This is a genomic window from Pseudomonas sp. MAFF 730105, assembly GCF_055380705.1.
In genome coordinates, this window is the sequence record NZ_AP018438.1 from 5,786,168 (window position 1) to 5,806,325 (window position 20,158).

Annotated in this window: 19 protein-coding genes; 14 read left to right on the top strand and 5 right to left on the bottom strand. The window is 62.2% G+C overall.

The window, feature by feature from the left end; all coding sequences use genetic code 11:
* The first annotated feature begins 126 nt into the window (after positions 1–126).
* The 4 genes from PCOSP_RS25365 to PCOSP_RS25380 all read left to right on the top strand — a co-directional run bounded on the left by PCOSP_RS25365 (position 127) and on the right by PCOSP_RS25380 (position 3,675).
* Positions 127–924, top strand: a complete 798-nt coding sequence (locus PCOSP_RS25365; protein WP_139649240.1) for a hydroxymethylpyrimidine/phosphomethylpyrimidine kinase — start codon at positions 127–129, stop codon at positions 922–924.
* Positions 925–969: 45 nt separating this feature from the next.
* The gene (thiE, locus tag PCOSP_RS25370) at positions 970–1,596 is read left to right on the top strand and encodes a thiamine phosphate synthase (protein WP_464709753.1); all 627 of its coding nucleotides are present in this window, start codon (positions 970–972) and stop codon (positions 1,594–1,596) included.
* A 23-nt stretch (positions 1,597–1,619) separates the two neighbouring features.
* Complete coding sequence (gene hemL / locus PCOSP_RS25375; RefSeq protein WP_139649236.1) at positions 1,620–2,903, top strand: glutamate-1-semialdehyde 2,1-aminomutase; 1,284 nt, start codon at positions 1,620–1,622, stop codon at positions 2,901–2,903.
* A 217-nt stretch (positions 2,904–3,120) separates the two neighbouring features.
* Positions 3,121–3,675 (top strand): tetratricopeptide repeat protein, encoded by a 555-nt coding sequence (locus PCOSP_RS25380; protein ID WP_139649234.1) that lies wholly within the window; start codon positions 3,121–3,123, stop codon positions 3,673–3,675.
* 138 nt (positions 3,676–3,813) lie between these two features.
* Here PCOSP_RS25380 and PCOSP_RS25385 read toward each other — a convergent pair whose 3' ends face one another.
* Positions 3,814–4,143, bottom strand: coding sequence for a DUF1820 family protein (locus PCOSP_RS25385; protein WP_024780849.1), 330 nt, complete (start codon positions 4,141–4,143; stop codon positions 3,814–3,816).
* A 133-nt stretch (positions 4,144–4,276) separates the two neighbouring features.
* On the opposite strand from PCOSP_RS25385, the gene miaB reads away from it, so the two are divergent.
* The 5 genes from miaB to lnt all read left to right on the top strand — a co-directional run bounded on the left by miaB (position 4,277) and on the right by lnt (position 9,732).
* Positions 4,277–5,605, top strand: a complete 1,329-nt coding sequence (gene miaB, locus PCOSP_RS25390) for a tRNA (N6-isopentenyl adenosine(37)-C2)-methylthiotransferase MiaB (RefSeq protein WP_176563037.1) — start codon at positions 4,277–4,279, stop codon at positions 5,603–5,605.
* A 237-nt stretch (positions 5,606–5,842) separates the two neighbouring features.
* Entirely contained in the window at positions 5,843–6,850 is a 1,008-nt protein-coding gene (locus PCOSP_RS25395) for a PhoH family protein (protein WP_139649230.1), read from the top strand.
* Positions 6,843–7,301 carry an rRNA maturation RNase YbeY gene (gene ybeY / locus PCOSP_RS25400; RefSeq protein ID WP_139649228.1) on the top strand — a complete coding sequence of 153 codons (459 nt, stop codon included), beginning with the start codon at positions 6,843–6,845 and terminating at the stop codon, positions 7,299–7,301. The genes PCOSP_RS25395 and ybeY overlap by 8 nt, the downstream gene beginning before the upstream one ends.
* Before the next feature lie 40 nt (positions 7,302–7,341).
* Positions 7,342–8,181 (top strand): HlyC/CorC family transporter, encoded by an 840-nt coding sequence (locus PCOSP_RS25405; RefSeq protein ID WP_024780845.1) that lies wholly within the window; start codon positions 7,342–7,344, stop codon positions 8,179–8,181.
* Positions 8,182–8,208: 27 nt separating this feature from the next.
* Positions 8,209–9,732 (top strand): apolipoprotein N-acyltransferase, encoded by a 1,524-nt coding sequence (lnt, locus tag PCOSP_RS25410; RefSeq protein WP_464709755.1) that lies wholly within the window; start codon positions 8,209–8,211, stop codon positions 9,730–9,732.
* A 147-nt stretch (positions 9,733–9,879) separates the two neighbouring features.
* Here lnt and PCOSP_RS25415 read toward each other — a convergent pair whose 3' ends face one another.
* Entirely contained in the window at positions 9,880–10,641 is a 762-nt protein-coding gene (locus tag PCOSP_RS25415; protein WP_139649224.1) for a YdcF family protein, read from the bottom strand.
* Between the two features lie 114 nt (positions 10,642–10,755).
* Positions 10,756–11,076 (bottom strand): hypothetical protein, encoded by a 321-nt coding sequence (locus PCOSP_RS25420; protein ID WP_175363889.1) that lies wholly within the window; start codon positions 11,074–11,076, stop codon positions 10,756–10,758.
* Between the two features lie 292 nt (positions 11,077–11,368).
* On the opposite strand from PCOSP_RS25420, the gene leuS reads away from it, so the two are divergent.
* From leuS to PCOSP_RS25445, 5 genes are all read left to right on the top strand, one after another.
* The gene (gene leuS / locus PCOSP_RS25425) at positions 11,369–13,975 is read left to right on the top strand and encodes a leucine--tRNA ligase (RefSeq protein WP_464709756.1); all 2,607 of its coding nucleotides are present in this window, start codon (positions 11,369–11,371) and stop codon (positions 13,973–13,975) included.
* A gap of 90 nt (positions 13,976–14,065) precedes the next feature.
* Entirely contained in the window at positions 14,066–14,671 is a 606-nt protein-coding gene (locus PCOSP_RS25430; RefSeq protein ID WP_139649218.1) for an LPS-assembly lipoprotein LptE, read from the top strand.
* Positions 14,672–14,710: 39 nt separating this feature from the next.
* Entirely contained in the window at positions 14,711–15,748 is a 1,038-nt protein-coding gene (gene holA, locus PCOSP_RS25435) for a DNA polymerase III subunit delta (RefSeq protein ID WP_139649325.1), read from the top strand.
* Positions 15,749–16,004: 256 nt separating this feature from the next.
* Positions 16,005–16,169 (top strand): alternative ribosome rescue factor ArfA, encoded by a 165-nt coding sequence (gene arfA, locus PCOSP_RS25440; RefSeq protein WP_041022108.1) that lies wholly within the window; start codon positions 16,005–16,007, stop codon positions 16,167–16,169.
* A gap of 72 nt (positions 16,170–16,241) precedes the next feature.
* The gene (locus tag PCOSP_RS25445; RefSeq protein ID WP_139649216.1) at positions 16,242–17,564 is read left to right on the top strand and encodes a lytic murein transglycosylase; all 1,323 of its coding nucleotides are present in this window, start codon (positions 16,242–16,244) and stop codon (positions 17,562–17,564) included.
* 110 nt (positions 17,565–17,674) lie between these two features.
* Here the strand turns inward: PCOSP_RS25445 and PCOSP_RS25450 are convergent, their stop codons facing one another.
* Positions 17,675–18,625 (bottom strand): S66 peptidase family protein, encoded by a 951-nt coding sequence (locus PCOSP_RS25450; RefSeq protein WP_464709758.1) that lies wholly within the window; start codon positions 18,623–18,625, stop codon positions 17,675–17,677.
* Positions 18,626–19,134: 509 nt separating this feature from the next.
* Complete coding sequence (gene lipA, locus PCOSP_RS25455) at positions 19,135–20,157, bottom strand: lipoyl synthase (RefSeq protein WP_030140371.1); 1,023 nt, start codon at positions 20,155–20,157, stop codon at positions 19,135–19,137.
* Between the last annotated feature and the right edge of the window lies 1 nt (position 20,158).

Consider the following 20,158-nt stretch of genomic DNA (forward strand, 5'->3'; position numbering starts at 1 on the left):
AAAGCATTGAGATAGAGCTGTTGCTTTGGTCAAGTTGCATGCTGCCGCGGCGCATCGCTAACCCAATGGCACGGGGAATTTATCGGTGGCGCCGACCACAGGGGTTTGGTGGTAAGCTCGCGCACCATGAATATCTACAGCTCTCGCCCCGTTGTCCTCTGTCTCTCCGGCCACGACCCCAGTGGTGGCGCCGGCTTGCAGGCAGATATCGAAGCCCTTCTCGCCCAGGGTTGCCATGCCGCCCCGGCCGTTACCGCGCTGACCGTGCAAGACACGGTGAACGTAAGCGACTTCCGCGTACTCGATCGCGAGTGGGTCCTGGCGCAAGCCAATGCCGTGCTCAACGATTCGTCGGTGGCGGCGGTCAAGCTGGGCATGCTTGGCTCCCTGGAGATGGTCGACACCGTGGTCGAACTGCTCCAGGCGCACCCGCACCTGCCCATGGTCTGCGACCCGGTGCTGCGCGCTGGCGGCGGCGGACGCCTGGGCAAGGATGAAGTCGGCTACGCCATGCGCGAACGCCTGCTGCCCCTGGCGATCATCGCCACCCCGAACCTGCCGGAAGCCCGCATCCTCGCCGAACTGCCCGAAGGCAGCGCCGATGAGTGCGCCGAAAAACTGCTGCCCTTCGTCAAGCACCTGTTGATCACCGGCGGGCATGGCGACGAACATGAAGTCCATAATCGTCTGTACAGCCGCGACGGACACCGCGAGACGTTTACCTGCCAGCGCTTGCCCGGCAGCTACCATGGTTCCGGTTGCACCCTGGCCAGCGCCCTGGCCGGTCGACTGGCCCAAGGCGAACAGCTCGCCAGTGCCGTGCGCACCGCCCTGGATTACACCTGGCGCACCCTGCGCGACGCCGAACAACTGGGCAAAGGCCAGTTCGTGCCACGTCGCCTGCCGTTGGATTTCTGCTCGTAACATTTTTGCCAGTCACATTTTTTGCCAGAAACAGAGGGCAGTGGAATGAAATTACGTGGCCTCTATGCCATCACTGATAGCCAGTTGCTGGCCGGTAGATTTCTCGCCTATGTAGAAGCGGCACTGGAAGGCGGCGTTACCCTGCTGCAATACCGCGATAAAAGCAGCGACGAGGCCCGGCGCCTGCGGGAAGCCGAAGCCCTGCGCGACCTGTGCGAGCGCTACAAGACCCAGTTGATCATCAACGACGACGCCGAACTGGCGGCGCGCCTGGGCGTTGGCGTGCACTTGGGACAGACCGATGGGCCGCTGGCGCCGGTACGGGCATTGCTCGGGCACAAGGCGATCATCGGGTCCACCTGCCACGCCAGCCTGGAGCTGGCCGCACAGGCCGCCGCTGAAGGCGCGAGCTACGTAGCCTTCGGCCGCTTCTTCAACTCCAACACCAAGCCCGGTGCGCCCAGCGCAAACCTTGAACTGCTCGAACAGGCTCGCCTCAAACTGCATGTACCGGTGTGCGCCATCGGCGGCATCACCCTGGACAATGCCGCCCCGCTGGTGGCCCACGGCGTCGACCTGCTGGCCGTGGTGCATGGCCTTTTCGGCGCCGACAACGCTCATGAAGTGACGCGCCGCGCCCGCGCATTCAACGATCTGTTGAAGATCAAATAATTTCCGTTTTCGAGAGACCGACCATGTCCCGTTCCGAAACCCTGTTTGCCAACGCCCAGAAACATATCCCCGGCGGCGTGAACTCCCCCGTCCGTGCGTTCAAGAGCGTCGGCGGCACCCCGTTGTTCTTCAAACACGCCGAAGGCGCCTATGTAACCGACGAAGACGACAAGCGCTACGTGGATTACGTGGGCTCGTGGGGTCCGATGATCCTGGGCCACAGTCATCCAGAGGTGCTGGACGCCGTGCGCAAGCAGCTGGAACACGGTCTGTCCTATGGCGCCCCGACCGCCATGGAAACCGAAATGGCCGACCTGGTCTGCGCCATCGTGCCCTCGATGGAGATGGTGCGCATGGTCAGCTCCGGCACCGAGGCGACCATGAGCGCGATCCGCCTGGCACGGGGCTACACCGGTCGCGACAGCATCATCAAGTTCGAAGGTTGCTACCACGGTCACTCCGACAGCCTGCTGGTCAAGGCCGGTTCCGGTGCGCTGACCCAGGGCGTGCCGAGTTCCGCCGGTGTACCGGCGGCGTTCGCCAAACACACCCTGACCCTGCCGTTCAACGACCTCGAAGAAGTCGAAAAGATGCTCGCAGAGGTTGGCCAGGAAGTGGCCTGCATCATCGTCGAGCCAGTGGCCGGCAACATGAACTGCGTACCGCCGGCGCCGGGCTTCCTCGAAGGCTTGCGTAACCTGTGCGACAAACACGGCGTGGTCTTGATCTTCGACGAAGTGATGACCGGTTTCCGTGTCGCCCTCGGCGGTGCCCAGGCCCATTACGGCGTGACGCCGGACCTGAGCACCTTCGGCAAGATCATCGGCGGCGGCATGCCGGTGGGCTGCTTCGGCGGCAAACGCGCCATCATGGAATGCATCGCGCCACTGGGCCCGGTCTACCAGGCCGGCACGCTGTCGGGCAACCCGCTGGCCATGGCCGCCGGCCTGACCACGCTGCGCCTGATCAGCCGACCGGGCTTCCACGCCGAGCTGACCGATTTCACCACCCGCCTGCTCGACGGCCTGCAGATGCGCGCCGACGCGGCCGGCATCCCGTTCGTGACCACCCAGGCCGGCGGCATGTTCGGCCTGTATTTCAGTGGCGCCGACGACATCGTGACGTTCGAAGACGTGATGGCCAGCGACGCGGATCGCTTCAAACGCTTCTTCCACCTGATGCTCGAGGGCGGCGTCTATCTGGCGCCGAGTGCGTTCGAAGCCGGCTTCACCTCCATCGCCCATGGCGAGGCCGAGTTGAAGATCACCCTCGACGCGGCCGAGCGGGCCTTCGCCGCCATGAAGTAAGCCTGTGGATAACTGACGCTGGCTGACACCGGCGTCAGCGATTACCGACACGTTTCGTCTCTTTTCCTACGTATTGATCTATAAAGCAGTCATCGACACGCTCTGGCAGCAGAAAAACGAGTAAAGACTTTGTAAGGATGGCCCTGCTTATTTCATAATGCGCGCTTATTGGATCCCCCGGAGGGTCCGCGCGCCCCTCAGAGGTAAGTCGATTCCCATGAACCGCACCGGCCGCACCCTTGCCCTGGGCTGCCTGTTGCTCCTTCAGCCGCTGCTCGCGAATGCACAAGCAGGCGGTAACTCGTTGTTGATCCCGGCGGTGGGCCGTTGCACGCTCAATACCCAGCCACAAGATCTCGCACCGGCACTCGACGCCTGTCAAAAAGCGGCGGACGCAGGCGATGCACAAGCGCAATACGAGTTGGGCGAGTTCTACTATGAAGGCAAAGGCGCGCCACGCGACCTCAAGCAAGCCCTCAACTATTTCGAAAAAGCCTCGCTGCAGGGCCATGCCCAGGCACAATTCAAGCTGGGCGGCATGTTCTTCCATGGCGAAGGCGTACCGGCCAATAACGTCCAGGCCTACATCGTATTGAAGATGGCGGCGGTCAACGGCGCCGAAGATGCGTTGGACACCGCCGACGAAGTCGCCGAGCAGATGCCCCGTGCCGAACTGGAAGTTGCGACCCAGGTGCTGGGGCAGATCTTCCGCAAATACCTGATGGAACTGCAGAACGCCGATGGGCGCACGCCCTTCTCGCCGTTACCCTGATTTTGCTGTGGCCTTGATGGCCTCATCGCGAGCAGGCTCGCTCCCACATTGGCACTCTGTGAGCACAAGATTTGTGAACACCTGTTATCCCGTGTGGGAGCGAGCCTGCTCGCGATTAGCAGCGACTCGGACTTGAACCTACTTCTCAGGCATCGGCATCGGAAACGGCATCACATTGCCGACCGTACCCCGGGCTTCGCTGATTTTCGGGGTGCCCAGGCGTTCGACTTCGTCGATGCGTACGATCGAATGCATCGGCACGAAACTGCGCACCACGCCTTCGAACTGCGCCTTGAGCTTTTCTTCGCTCGGGTCGACGACCACTTGCGTGCGCTCGCCAAAGACGAACTCTTCCACCTCCAGAAAGCCCCACAGATCACTTTGATAGATCTGCTTGGCGTACATTTCGAACACCTGGCCCTGGTTGAGGAAAATCACCTTGTAGATTGGAGCTTCACGTTTGGTCATGGCGGGCGAAACACATCGGCAGGTAAAAATGAGGGCGCGAACTATAGCATAGCCACTGCTCGCACAGCGGTAGGAACCGCGGGACTTGTTCCCTATAATGCGCGGTTCTTTGAATCACGTGATGACTCCCTCCATGGCCAAGAAGCTTTACATCGAAACCCACGGTTGCCAGATGAACGAGTACGACAGCTCGCGCATGGTCGATCTGCTGGGTGAGCACCAGGCCCTGGAGGTCACCGCACGCGCCGAAGACGCGGACGTGATCCTGCTCAACACCTGTTCGATCCGCGAACGTGCCCAGGACCGGGTCTATTCCCAGCTCGGCCGCTGGCGCGAATTGAAGCTGGCCAACCCGGAAATGGTCATCGCCGTGGGCGGTTGCGTGGCCAGCCAGGAAGGCGCTGCCATTCGTGACCGTGCCCCCTATGTAGACGTGGTCTTCGGCCCACAGACCCTGCACCGCCTGCCGGAGATGATCGACGCGGCCCGTGTCACCAGACTGCCGCAGGTGGACGTTTCGTTCCCGGAAATCGAGAAATTCGACCACCTGCCCGAGCCGCGTATCGACGGCCCGAGTGCCTACGTCTCGGTCATGGAAGGCTGCAGCAAGTACTGCACGTTCTGCGTAGTGCCCTATACCCGGGGCGAAGAAGTCAGCCGCCCCTTCGACGACGTGATCGCCGAGATCATTCACCTGGCGGAAAACGGCGTGCGGGAAGTGACGCTGCTGGGGCAGAACGTCAACGGCTATCGCGGCCAGACCCACGACGGACGGCTCGCGGACCTCGCCGAGCTGATCCGCGTGGTGGCGGCGGTGGACGGCATCGACCGCATTCGCTACACCACCTCCCATCCGCTGGAGTTCTCCGACAGCCTGATCCGTGCCCATGCCGAGGTCCCCGAGCTGGTCAAGCACCTGCACCTGCCGGTGCAGTCGGGCTCCGACCGGATCCTGGCGGCCATGAAGCGCAACCACACGGCACTGGAGTACAAGTCCAAGCTGCGCAAACTGCGAGCGGCGGTGCCGGGAATCTGCATCAGTTCGGACTTCATCGTGGGCTTTCCCGGTGAAACCGAGAAAGACTTCCAACAGACCATGAAGCTGATCGAAGAAGTGGGTTTCGACTTTTCCTACTCGTTCGTCTACAGCCAGCGCCCTGGCACCCCGGCGGCCGACTTGGCGGACGATACCCCCGAAGAACTGAAAAAAGAGCGGCTCAACGCCTTGCAACACCGTCTGAACCAGCAGGGTTTCGAGATCAGCCGACAAATGGTCGGCTCCACCCAACGGATTCTGGTCACCGATTATTCGAAAAAAGACCCGGGCGAACTGCAAGGCCGGACCGAAAACAATCGCATCGTCAATTTCCGCTGCGACACCCCGGCCCTGATCGGCCAGTTCGCCGACGTGCACATCGACTCCGCGCAACCGCATTCCCTGCGGGGCTCGTTGATCCAGTAACCTTTTCAAAACACTATTGCCTGTGCAAGCAAGACCTGTGGGAGCAAGGCTTGCCCGCGATCAAGGCAGCGCGATCTTCAGCAAGGTTGCGGTGCTTTCATCGCGGGCAAGCCTTGCTCCCACTATGGGTTGTGCCAACCCTGTGATCGGATTCGCCTGTTTAAGAGCTTTCGCACCCAGCCTACTGGCGTTATCCTTGATTTCATCTCAATTGCCCCTGGGCGGCTAAAAACGACCTTGAACGCACCCATCGAACCCCATCGTTTCATTCTCGAGCCCTTCGAGGCTCGCCGCTTCGCCAATCTGTGCGGGCAATTCGACGAGCATCTGCGCTTGATCGAACAGCGCCTGGCCATCGAGATCCGCAACCGCGGAAACCAGTTCGAGCTGATCGGCGAACCCAAGCACACCACCTCCGCGGAAAACCTGCTGCGCCGTCTCTACCGGGAAACCAAGGGGAGCGAGCTGTCGCCGGACACGGTCCACCTGTTCCTGCAGGAGTCGGCCGTCGAAGAGCTCGACAACCACACCCCCGCGGAACCTGCCGTGGCCCTGCGTACGAAGAAAGGCATGATTCGCCCTCGCGGCTTGAATCAGCAGCGCTACGTGAAGGAAATCCTGGGCAACGACATCAATTTCGGTATCGGCCCGGCCGGTACGGGCAAGACCTACCTGGCCGTGGCTTGCGCGGTCGATGCCCTGGAACGCGAACAGGTGCGGCGCATCCTGCTGGTGCGTCCGGCGGTCGAAGCCGGGGAAAAACTCGGCTTCCTGCCCGGCGACCTGAGCCAGAAAATCGACCCGTACCTGCGCCCTCTCTATGACGCGCTGTATGAAATGCTCGGCTTCGAATACGTCGCCAAGCTGATCGAGCGCCAGGTCATCGAAGTTGCGCCGCTGGCCTACATGCGTGGCCGGACCCTGAACAACAGTTTCATCATCCTCGACGAGAGCCAGAACACCACCGTCGAGCAAATGAAAATGTTCCTGACCCGGATCGGCTTTGGCTCCACCGCCGTCATCACCGGGGACATCACTCAGGTCGACCTGCCCCGGGGCACCAAGTCCGGGCTGAACCATGTGATCCAGGTGCTCAAGGACGTGCCAGGCATCAGCTTCACGCATTTCCTGCCCAAGGACGTCGTGCGCCATCCATTGGTGCAGCGCATCGTCGAGGCCTACGAGCGCTTCGAGCAGCGCGCCGAGGATATGCACGAAAGCAAAGGCAGCCGCCAAGATGCTTGAACTTGACCTGCAACTGGCCAGCGCCCACGCCGTCCCCAGCGAAATCCAGTTCCGCCAGTGGTGCGAGCTGGCCCTGCGTCAGCGCAGCGCCGACTCGGAACTGACGATCCGCCTGGTGGACGAACCCGAAGGCCGCGAGCTGAACCATACCTGGCGCCAGAAAGACTACGCGACCAACGTGCTGTCCTTTCCCGCCGACGTCCCCGACGAACTGCTCGACATCCCGCTGCTGGGGGACCTGGTAATCTGCGTCCCGGTGGTGGAGCGCGAAGCCACGGAACAAGGCAAACCTTCCGAAGCCCACTGGGCTCATCTGGTCATTCACGGCTGCTTGCATCTGCTTGGTTACGACCATATTGAAGATGACGAAGCCGAAGAAATGGAAGCACTGGAACGAACGTTGCTTGCAGAGCTGGGTCATTCCGACCCCTATGCCGGCGACGAACACTGATACATCAACCTGTAACAACAAAGGATTCAGAGTAATCGCTATGAGCGAAGATCGATCGAGCAACGGGCAGAAGTCATGGCTGGGCAAGCTCACCCAGGCTTTTGCCCATGAGCCGAAAAACCGCCAGGAGTTGCTGGAGCTGCTGCGCGATGCACACCAGAACAAACTGCTGGACAGCGAAGCGCTGGCCATCGTCGAAGGCGCCATTCAGGTCGCTGACCTGCAAGTACGGGACATCATGGTTCCGCGCTCGCAGATGGTCAGCATCAAGGCGACCCAGACACCCCGTGAATTCCTGCCGGCCGTGGTCGACTCCGCCCACTCGCGCTACCCGGTGATCGGCGAGAGCCATGACGACGTCATGGGCGTGCTGCTGGCCAAGGATCTGCTGCCACTGATCCTTCAGGAAAACGGCGACAGCTTCAATATCAAGGACTTGCTGCGCCCGGCCACCTTCGTGCCCGAGTCCAAGCGCCTGAACGTGCTGCTGCGTGAGTTTCGCGCCAACCACAACCACATGGCCATCGTCATCGACGAGTACGGCGGCGTGGCCGGGTTGGTCACCATCGAGGACGTGCTCGAGCAGATCGTCGGCGACATCGAGGACGAGCACGATGTCGAAGAAGACAGCTACATCAAGCCACTGCCCAGCGGCGACTTCCTGATCAAGGCCCTGACGCCGATCGAGAACTTCAACGAATTCTTTGACAGCCAATTCTCCGACGACGAATTCGACACCGTCGGCGGCCTGGTGATGAGCGCTTTCGGGCACCTGCCCAAGCGCAACGAAACCACGGAAATCGGTTCCTGGCGCTTCCGCATCCTGAACGCCGACAGCCGCCGGATCCACCTGCTGCGCCTGTCACCCATTGGCCGATAACCCCTGCGAGACCCGCTAAGGACACACATGCGCTGGATAACCCGCCCCGGCTGGCCCGGTAACCTGCTGGCCGTGGCGGCCGGTGCGATCACCACCCTGGCCCTGGCACCGTTCGACATCTGGCCGCTGGCATTGCTGGCGGTCGGACTTTTCTATGCCGGGCTGCGCGAACTTTCGCCACGCCAGGCCCTGGGCCGGGGCTGGTGCTTCGGTTTTGGCCTGTTTGGTGCGGGCACCAGCTGGATCTACGTCAGTATCCATAACTTCGGTGGCGCCTCGGTGTTGCTCGCCGGGCTGTTGATGCTGTTGTTCGTGGCCGCCATCGCCTGGTTCTTCGCCCTGCCCGCCTGGCTTTGGGCGCGCTGGCTGCGGCGCAATGAAGCCCCGCTGGCTGACGCCCTGGCATTCGCCGCGCTGTGGCTGGGCCAGGAAGCCTTTCGCGGCTGGTTCCTCACCGGCTTCCCATGGCTCTATTCCGGTTATAGCCAGCTCGACGGCCCCTTGGCCGGTCTCGCGCCGGTGGGTGGGATGTGGCTGATTTCCTTCACCCTGGCCCTGACCGCCGCCCTGCTGTACAACACTCCCCGCTTGATCCGCGCCGGACGCAAGGGCTTTATCGCAGCGGGCATGGTCCTGCTGATCGGCCCATGGGTGGCCGGCATGGCACTCAAGGGCCATGCCTGGACCAGCCCCTCGGGCGACCCGCTCAGCGTTGCCGCCATCCAGGGCAACATCGAACAGAGCATGAAGTGGGATCCGGAACAGCTCAACGCCCAACTGGCGCTGTACCGCGACATGAGCTTTACCTCCAAGCGCGTCGATCTGCTGATCTGGCCGGAAACCGCGGTCCCGGTGCTCAAGGAATCTGCCCAGGGCTACCTGGACATGATGGGCAGTTTCGCTGCCGAGCGGCATTCGGCGCTGATCACCGGCGTCCCGATTCGCCAGTTGGTACGTCATGAGAAACGCTACTTCAACGGCATCACCGTGACCGGCGAAGGTGACGGCACTTACCTGAAGCAGAAACTGGTGCCGTTCGGCGAGTATGTGCCCTTGCAGGACCTGCTGCGCGGCCTGATCGCCTTCTTCGACCTGCCCATGTCGGACTTCGCCCGGGGTCCGGCCGATCAGCCGTTGCTGCAAGCCAAGGGATACCAGATCGCACCGTTCATCTGTTATGAGGTGGTGTATCCGGAGTTCGCCGCCGGCCTCTCGGCCCGCAGCGACCTGCTGCTGACCATCAGTAACGACACCTGGTTCGGCACCTCGATCGGCCCACTGCAACACCTGCAAATGGCCCAGATGCGCGCCCTGGAAGCCGGTCGCTGGATGATTCGCGCCACCAACAACGGCGTGACCGGCCTGATCAACCCCTTCGGCCAGATCACCGCCCGGATCCCGCAATTCGAACGCGGCATCCTGTACGGCGAAGTGGTGCCGATGCATGAATTGACGCCGTACCTGCAATGGCGCTCGTGGCCGTTGATCATCCTGTGCGTGCTGCTGCTGGGTTGGGCGCTGGTGACCAGCCGGATCGCCAAGACCGTTTAAGGTTTTTTGATCGTTCCCACGCTCCGCGTGGGAATGCAGCCCGTGACGCTCCGCGTCACATTGGCGGCCGACGCCAGCCCGATTTGGAACGCAGAGCGTCCCTTGAGGCATTCCCACGCAGGAGCGTGGGAACGATCCGCTAACACCTCAGCGGTAAAACAACCAATACCCCACCAACCCCACCGCCTCATTCATCAACTGCCCCGACTGCCAGATCGACTTGAACTCCGGCATCCAGCCGCCCAGCGGCCGGGCATTGTCCTGCCCCAGGAAGCCCACCGGTGCAGCGACCACTTCGAACCCGGCTCGCTGGAAGCTCCAGACAGCTCGCGGCATATGCCACGCCTGGGTCACCACCACGACGCGACGAATCCCTTCCGGCTGGAGGATCCCGGCACTCATCTGCGCGTTTTCCCAGGTAGTGCGGCTGAGCCCCTCTTGCCAGCGCACGGTGACGCCAAAATCATCCAACATCGAATCGGCCATCAGCTTTGCCTCGCTGGGCGGCGTGCCATAATGCAAGCCGCCGGACGTCAGCACGGGCAATCCAGACGCCTTGGCCAGTCGCGCGGCGTAACGCTGGCGCTCCAACCCGACACCGGTGGGCTGGTCGGCGCCCCAGGCCAGGTCGCCGCGCTCGCGGCCCGAGCCCAATACCACGATGGCATCGGCACGCTGGGCCAGGGTCGCCCATTCACTCAGCGACAACGGCGGCTCACGCTCCAGCGCCTCTGCACTCCATTGCACCGCCACGGGCAGGCTCATCAGCCAGAAACCGCCGAACCCAGCGATAAAACATACGCGGGCCAGGCGCGGCCGAGAGTTGCGCCACCACCAGGCAAGCGCCAGCAGCAGCAAAAGAATGCCGGGCGGCAGCAACAATTGTTTGATGAAATAGCGAAATGGCATCGGGCATCTCCAAAGATGCCCGAAGCCTAGGTGGATTGACGCAAAGCGACAACTGATTCGAAAGAAGCCTGAATCAAGCCTGGACCAAAAAAAGCGAAACGCGTGTATCCGGCTTTACTTGAACTGCAGCGACCGGACTTTTACAGCATCTTTGTCGGGCGTCCGATCCTTGAGCCAGACAACCTTGGCCGAATGGGGCGCATCAAGACGCTGGAGTACCTGGCCCCCGCTTGTGCGGGCCTGATGTCCGACCTGTTCGAGGTAAGCCTTGACCAGTTCGAACTCTGCGGGGCTCAAGCCACGCAGTTCCAGCTCTACCGGACGTTCATTACGCAAGCGCCCGGCGGTTCTTGCAGCGTCCAGGGCCACCCCGAGACGATCGATCAGCTTTTCATACAACTCCGGTGTAGCGACTTCTCGTTGTGATTCAACCATCCCTCACCTCATTGAAGATAAGACTCACTCCCCATTGAGAAGCTTAGCTTCGCTGGGCAAACCGGCAGGACGCCGCGACCAACGGCCCTGAACGCCCGGCGGCACCGGCTGTCGACACTGCCCGACACGCAATCAGGGTTTCCCTCCGCAGAGTGCGGTCATGTATGCTACGGCGCTTCCTGTAACTCCACTTCCAGCTCCGCTGGGCATCGAAAGCGCCGCATTCGGCGTCGTCCGCGTCCAGCATGGCAACGAAGAGGATTGGGCCACCCCATTCAGTACAAAAGTAGCCATGCACGAACACTATCAGCCCCGTGAAATCGAAGCCGCCGCCCAGTCGTTCTGGGACGAGCAAAAGTCCTTTGAAGTCAGTGAACAGCCAGGCAAGGAAACCTACTATTGCCTGTCGATGTTCCCTTACCCCAGCGGCAAGCTGCACATGGGGCACGTGCGCAACTACACCATCGGCGACGTGATTTCCCGCTACCAGCGCATGCAGGGCAAGAACGTCCTGCAACCCATGGGTTGGGACGCCTTCGGCATGCCGGCGGAAAACGCCGCGATGAAGAACAATGTCGCGCCCGCCAAATGGACCTATGAAAACATCGCCTACATGAAGTCCCAGCTGCGCAGCCTGGGCCTGGCGGTGGACTGGTCCCGGGAAGTCACCACCTGCAAGCCCGACTATTACCGCTGGGAACAATGGCTGTTCACCCGCCTGTTCGAAAAAGGCGTGATCTACCGCAAGAACGGCACCGTGAACTGGGACCCGGTGGACCAGACCGTACTGGCCAACGAGCAAGTGATCGACGGTCGCGGCTGGCGTTCCGGCGCGCTGATCGAAAAGCGCGAAATCCCGATGTACTACTTCAAGATCACCGCCTACGCGGATGAACTGCTGGAGAGCCTCGACGAACTGACCGGCTGGCCCGAGCAGGTCAAGACCATGCAGCGCAACTGGATCGGCAAGTCCCGGGGCATGGAAGTGCAATTCCCGTACGACGTCGCCTCCATTGGCGAAGCCGGCACCCTGAAGGTCTTCACCACCCGTCCGGACACCCTGATGGGCGCCACCTATGTGGCCGTGGCCGCCGAGCATCCGCTGGCGACCCTGGCGGCACAGAACGACCCCGCGCTGCAGGCGTTCATTGCCGAATGCAAGGGCGGCAGCGTCGCCGAAGCCGACGTCGCCACCCAGGAAAAGAAAGGCGTGCCGACCTCGCTTTTCGTCGAGCACCCCCTGACCGGTGAAAAACTCCCGGTGTGGGTCGCCAACTATGTGCTGATGCACTACGGCGACGGCGCCGTCATGGCGGTACCGGCCCACGACGAGCGCGATTTCGAGTTCGCCCACAAATACAACCTGCCGGTCAAGACCGTGGTCCGCACCAGCGCCGGCGACCAGACCCCAGCCCCTTGGCAGGACGCCTACGGTGAACACGGCGAGCTGATCAACTCCGGTGAATTCGACGGCCTGGATTTCGCCGGCGCGTTCGACGCCATCGAAGTGGCCCTGATCAAGAAGAACCTGGGCGCCTCCCGCACCCAGTTCCGCCTGCGCGACTGGGGCATCAGCCGCCAGCGTTACTGGGGCTGTCCGATCCCGATCGTGCATTGCGGTACCTGCGGTGACGTACCGGTACCGGAAGATCAACTGCCCGTGGTCCTGCCGGAAGACGTCGTACCCGACGGCGCCGGCTCGCCCCTGGCACGCATGCCCGAGTTCTACGAGTGCAACTGCCCGAAATGCGGCGCGCCGGCCAAGCGTGAAACCGACACCATGGACACCTTCGTCGAGTCCTCGTGGTACTACGCCCGCTACGCCTCGCCGCACTACACAGGCGGCCTGGTGGAAAAATCCGCCGCCGACCACTGGTTGCCGGTGGATCAGTACATCGGCGGCATCGAACACGCCATTCTCCACCTGCTCTACGCGCGCTTCTTCCACAAGCTGATGCGTGACGAAGGCCTGGTGAGCTCCAACGAGCCGTTCAAGAACCTGCTGACCCAGGGCATGGTGGTCGCCGAGACTTACTATCGCCGCGAAGCCAACGGTGCCTATACCTGGTTCAACCCGGCCGACGTCGAACTCGAACGCGACAGCAAAGCCAAGGTCATCAGCGCCAAACTGATCGCAGACGGCCTGCCGGTGGAAATCGGCGGCACCGAGAAAATGGCCAAGTCGAAGAACAACGGCGTCGACCCACAGTCGATGATCGACCAGTTCGGCGCAGACACCTGCCGCCTGTTCATGATGTTCGCCTCGCCACCCGACATGAGCGCGGAGTGGTCTGACTCCGGCGTCGAAGGTTCGCACCGCTTCCTCAAGCGCGTCTGGCGCCTGGCCCAGGCTCACGTCGTCCAGGGCCTGCCAGGAAAACTGGATGTGGCAAGCCTGAACGACGAACAGAAAGCCATTCGCCGATCGATCCACCTGGCCATCAAGCAGGCCAGCCATGACGTCGGCCAGAACCACAAGTTCAACACCGCCATCGCCCAGGTGATGACCCTGATGAATGTGCTGGAAAAGGCCGCGCAGGCGACCGAACAGGATCGCGCGCTGCTTCACGAAGGCCTCGAAGCCGTGACGCTGTTGCTGGCGCCTATCACGCCGCATATCAGCCACGAGCTGTGGAACCAACTGGGCCACGCGGCCCCGGTGATCGACGCTGGCTGGCCGGTGGTGGACGAAAGCGCGCTGGTGCAGGACAGCCTGACCCTGGTCATCCAGGTCAACGGCAAGCTGCGCGGCCAGATCGAAATGCCGGCCACCGCAACGCGCGAAGAAGTCGAAGCGGCCGCACGGGTCAATGAAAACGTGTTGCGCTTCGTCGATGGCCTGACAATCCGCAAGGTGATCGTCGTGCCCGGCAAACTGGTCAACATCGTCGCAAGCTAATTGGATCGGGCGCCGGGTCAGGGACCCGGCGCCGAATATGACCTGCCGGGGCCGCATTGCCGGCCCATAGGTTTCAAGGGGAGCAACAAGATGATGAAACGTAATCTGCTGGTCATGTGCCTGACGGTTCTGCTGAGCGCCTGCGGCTTCCAGCTGCGCGGCACCGGCACCACCGAGCTGGCCATCACTGAACTGGACCTCAGTGCACGCGATGCCTACGGGGCCACGGTGAAGATGCTGCGTTCGACGCTGGAAAACAGCGGGGTGAAAGTCTATAGCGGTGCGCCCTACAAGCTGGTGTTGACCCGTGAACAACAAACCCAGCGCAGCCTGAGCTACGCCGGTGCCGGTCGTTCCGCCGAGTATGAACTGAACAGCGTGCTGAACTATGAGATCCGCGGCCAGAACAACCTGTTGCTGCTGGAAGACAAGCTCCAGGTGCAGAAGGTCTACCTGCATGACGGCAACAACATCACCGGTTCCGACCAGGAGTCGACCGAGGTACGCGAAGAAATGCGCCGCGACCTCGTCCAGCGCATGATGCTGCGCCTGCAACAGCTGAGCCTGCCCCAGCTGGAACAGTTGCAACAGACCGCCGACGCCAAGGCCAAGGCTGAGGCCGAGGCACTGGAAGCGGCACGCAAGGCTGAAGCGGAAACTCCGCAGCAGTCGCCTATGCAAATCCCGGCTGAATAAGCTTCGTGGGGCGCTCCGGCGCCCCGCATGCCTTCTCTTATGAAACTCGCCCCCGCACAACTCGGCAAACACCTGCAAGGCGCCCTCGCGCCGGTCTATGTCATCAGCGGCGATGATCCGCTGTTGTGCCAGGAAGCCGCCGACGCCATTCGCTCTGCCGCCCGCCAGCAAGGCTTTGACGAACGCCAGGTGTTCGCCGCCGACGCCAATTTCGATTGGGGCACGTTGCTGCAGGCCGGGGCGAGCATGTCGCTGTTTGCCGAAAAGCGCCTGCTGGAACTGCGCTTGCCTTCTGGCAAACCCGGTGACAAGGGCGCTGCCGCGCTGATCGAGTACTGCTCGAGGCCGGCCGAGGACACGGTGTTGCTCATCAGCCTGCCGAAACTCGACGGCAGCGCGCAAAAGACCAAATGGGGCAAAGCCCTGGTCGAAGGCCCGCAAACCCAGTTCGTGCAGATCTGGCCGGTGGACGTCAGCCAACTGCCAAGCTGGATCCGCCAGCGCCTGTCCCAGGCCGGCCTGTCGGCCAGTCAGGATGCAGTGGAGCTGATCGCCGCCCGGGTCGAAGGCAACCTGCTGGCTGCCGCCCAGGAAATCGAAAAGCTCAAGCTGATGGCCGAGGGCGGCCAGATCACCGTGGAAACGGTGCAGGCCGCCGTGGCCGACAGCGCGCGTTTCGACGTCTTCGGGTTGACCGATGCGATCCTCAACGGCGAAGCCGCCCATGCCCTGCGCATGCTTGAGGGCCTGCGTGGCGAAGGCGTCGAGCCGCCGGTGATCCTCTGGGCCCTGGCCCGGGAGCTGCGCCTGCTGGCGAACCTGTCATTGCAATACAGCCAGGGCGTACCGCTGGACAAAGCCTTCAGCCAGGCCCGTCCGCCAGTGTGGGACAAACGCAAGCCGCTGATGAGCAAGGCCCTGCAACGTTACTCGGCGCCGCGCTGGGCGCAATTGCTGCTGGAGGCCCAGCGCATCGACGCACAGATCAAGGGCCAGGCTGCCGGATCGCCATGGATGAGCCTCAGTCGCCTGTCCCTGCTGATGGCCGGCCAGCGACTGGCGTTGCCCGCCGAATAATCTATCGCTCTGCCAGATGCCTTTGTGGCGAGGGAGCTGCTGTGGGAGCACAGCTTGCTCGCGACACAGGCGCCTCGGTTCAAGGACAAACCGCGTCAGCTTTGTCGCGGGCAAGCCTTGCTCCCACAGCTCCCTCGCCACAAAGCTCGCTGGCCGCAACTTCCGCACACATTTCCTCCAGCCGGCAAGGACTGGACAGCCCCCCAACGCTGCCCCATGATTATCCCCGCAAAACCCACCCACGAGAGATCCAAGCATGAGCAAAAAGCCATCCAAGCATGGCCCCAACAAGGCCAAGTCCATCATCGCCCAGCCCCTGTTCCGCAGCCGCCAGGAACGGCCCGCCAAGGGCAAAGGCAGCTACCGCCGCGAAGCCTTCCAGTCTGACAACTGGGAGGCTTCTTGCTTTATGGCGGCCTGAAACATCCGGACAAGCCCTTTGCACCCTGCCCATGATAAGGTCAGCACCTGATTTGCATTTCTGGACCCCTGCATGCCCTTTTGCCTTACCCGCCGCTGGCCACTGCGCCAATTGATTGCCGCCACAAGCTTCGCACTGCTTGTCGCCTGCGCAGAAAAACCCACCGCCGCCGATGCCCAACCGCTCCAGACCGTTCCTGCCGTGACCGCCCCGGCCATGGTCCCGCCGGTGGTGCCGACCGGTGAAAACCTGGACCTCGTCCCGACCCAGACCTTCGCCGAATGGCAGGCCGGCTTCCGCAAGGAAGCACTGGCCGCCGGGATCCGCGCCGACCTGTTCGATCGCGCCTTTATCGGCGTGAGCCCCGACATGAGCGTGATCAAGGCCGATCGCAGCCAGCCGGAATTCACCCGCCCCGTGTGGGAATACCTCGATGGCGCGCTATCGCCGCTTCGGGTCAACAAAGGCAAGACGCTGATTCAACAGAACGCCCAGATCCTGCAAAGCATCGAGCAGCGCTACGGTGTTGATCGCGAGGCGCTGGTGGCCGTGTGGGGCATGGAGAGCAACTTCGGCCAATTCCAGGGCACCAAGTCCGTCATCAACTCCCTGGCGACCCTGGCCTATGAAGGCCGACGCCCAGGCTTCGCCCAGGCACAGCTGATCGCCGCGCTGCAAATCCTGCAACAGGGTGATATCGCCCCGGAAAAAATGCTCGGTTCCTGGGCTGGCGCCATGGGCCAGACCCAGTTCATCCCCACCACGTACAACACCCATGCGGTGGACTTCGACGGCGATGGCCGCCGCGACATCTGGGGCAGCTCCACCGACGCCCTGGCCTCGACCGCGCATTACCTGCAAAGCTCAGGCTGGCAACGCGGTCAGCCGTGGGGGTTCGAGGTAGAACTCAAAGAAGGGTTCGACTACTCCCTGGCCGACGGCACGACTCGTAAGCCGTTCTCCGAATGGATGCGGTTGGGCGTATCCACCTACGACGGCATGCCGATTCCTCCGGGTGATCGGCAACTGCCGGCAGCGCTGCTGCTACCGGCTGGCTACCGAGGCCCGGCGTTCCTGGTATTCGACAACTTCCGCGCCATCCTCAAGTACAACAACTCGTCATCCTACGCATTGGCGGTTGGGCTGTTGTCGGAGCGCTTCGCGGGTGGCGGGCTGGTCTATGGCCAGTGGCCCAAGGACGACCTGCCGCTGAGCCGCACCGAGCGCATCGAACTGCAGACATTGCTGGCTCAGCATCAATACGATGCTGGCAACCCCGACGGCATCATCGGTGCCAACACCCGCAAAGCGATTCGCAGCGCCCAGCAGGCGCTCGGTTGGCCGGCGGATGGGTATCCGACGCACCAGTTGCTGGAGAACCTGCGCAAGCGTTGAGTCGCCGTATGGCGGCTGGCGCTTCGCGAGCAGGCTCGCTCCCACAGGGAATTGCATTTCAATGTGGGAACGAGCCTGCTCGCGAAGACTGACCTCCAATCAACGCCGAACTACCGCCCCACCACCACATCCTGCTCCAACACCAACCTCTTCTCCCCCGCATCCAGCCTCACCAACGCCCCCAGGGGCAAGGTCAGGTTCGGATCGCAATGGCCACTGCGCCAGCCGGACAGCACCGGTATCCGCAACGGCCCGAAGGTCTGCTTGAGCAACCGGTTCAACGCCTCGCCATCCACCCCGGCCACGTCGCCCACCAGCACCCCTCGCAACTTCTGCAGCGTGCCGGCCAACCGTAGCTGCGTCAGCAATCGGTCGATCCGATACAGCGGCTCGTTGACGTCCTCGATGAACAGGATCACGCCTTCGGCGTCGATCTGATAAGGCGTGCCAATGGTCGCCGCAATGATCGACAGATTGCCCCCCAACAGGCGCCCCTGGGCGACGCCAGGCTCAACCGCGGTCAGTGGATAAGCCTCGGGATGGCTCAGTACACTGCCCGCCTTCAATTGCCCACGCAGCAGACTGAAAAACGAGGTAACCGTAGGCGGTTCCTTGTCCCCCAGGAGATCGGCATTGAGCAGCGGCCCATGGAAGGTGACGAACCCCGCGTAACGGCTAATAGCCAGGTGCAGCGCGGTGATATCGCTGTAGCCGACGAAAGGCTTGGCGTTGCGCCGCAAGAGTTCGAAGTCGACGCGATCCAGCAGACGTGGCGTGCCATAGCCGCCGCGCAAGCAAATGATGGCGTTGACCTCCGGGTCGGCGAAGGCCCCGTGCAGGTCGTTGAGTCGCGTATCGTCACTGCCGGCCAGGTAACCGTCCTTCTCATAGACACCTGGGAATATCCGCAGATCATGACCACGGGCGCGCATCCATTGCACCGCCTTATCCGTGTCCAGCGGGGCGGGACCGGCGGGTGCGATCACACCGATCAGCCCTTCGGATGGCAACGCTGGGACAGGTTGGTGGGGACACAGGGTTTGGGTGGGGGGAAGGGGCATTCGTGGGGTTCTCTGTGGGGTCAGATTGGTTTGCAGATCCATTGCTTCATGCAAACTGAGCCACCGCTATCGCGAGCAGGCTCGCTCCCACAGGGGGAGCATGTACGCTTCAAAGACAGATCAGCTGAACCGCTTTGCTTTTGCTTTGCTTTGCTTTGCTTTGCTTTGCTTTGCTTTGCTTTGCTTTGCTTTGCTTTGCTTTGCTTTGCTTTGCTTTGCTTTGCTTTGCTTTTGATCTTAGGGCCCCGTTAACCACGACGGCCGAACGCAGGTATTGCGTAGTGGGCAACCCGGCATGGATGCCGGGTTAGCCGCGCTGGGCCATGGATGGCCCTTCGCGGCGGGCCCACGGAGCAATGCCGGAGTGAGGGCATGCCGAGCCTAGGCGAGGCACCGAGTGGAGGGGCCAAGACCTTTTGGTTACTTTTGGGGCGTTTGCCAAAAGTAACCCGCCGTAAGGGCGGAACCGCCAGCCGCCATCACCGCAGCAACGGATATCCCCCCTACGATCAGCCCCCCAACAACTCCGCCTTGACCAACTTAGCCTGCTCATCAGCATGATACGAAGACCGCACCAACGGCCCCGAAGCCACGTTCTTGAAGCCCATCTTGTACCCTTCCTCGGCAAACCAGGCAAAGGTATCCGGATGCACAAACCGCTGCACCGGCAAGTGACTACGCGAAGGTTGCAGATACTGACCCAGGGTCAGCATATCGATGTCATGTTCACGCATGCGCTTCATGACCTCGATAACTTCCTCGTCGGTCTCGCCCAGGCCCAGCATCAAGCCAGACTTGGTCGGAATGTGCGGCATCATCTGCTTGAAGCGCTGCAGCAAGGTCAACGACCACTGGTAGTCCGAACCCGGACGCGCAGCCTTGTACAGGCGCGGCACGGTTTCCAGGTTGTGGTTGAACACATCCGGCGGCTCGGCGGCGGTGATTTCCAGGGCGATGTCCATGCGGCCGCGATAGTCCGGCACCAGCGTCTCGAGCTGCACGTTCGGCGACAGCTTGCGGATTTCACGGATGCAATCGGCAAAGTGCTGGGCACCGCCGTCACGCAGGTCGTCGCGGTCCACCGAGGTGATGACCACATACTTGAGCTTAAGATCGGCAATGGCGATGGCCAGGCTCTCCGGCTCATTGACGTCCAGTGGTTTCGGACGGCCGTGGCCGACGTCGCAGAACGGGCAGCGACGGGTGCAGATGTCACCCATGATCATGAAGGTCGCGGTGCCGCCGGAGAAGCACTCGCCCAGGTTCGGGCAGGAAGCTTCCTCGCAGACGCTGTGCAGCTTGTGCTTGCGCAGCAGGGCCTTGATACGGTCGACTTCCGGGGACACCGGAATGCGCACGCGGATCCAGTCCGGCTTCTTCGGCAATTCGGTGGTCGGGATGATCTTGACCGGGATGCGCGCAACCTTCTCGGCGCCGCGCAGCTTGACGCCGGCCTCAACCTTGGCACGTGGGGCCGGACGCTCGGTAACATCCTGCGTCGGGATCATGGTTTGCACTGCATCAGTAGTCATA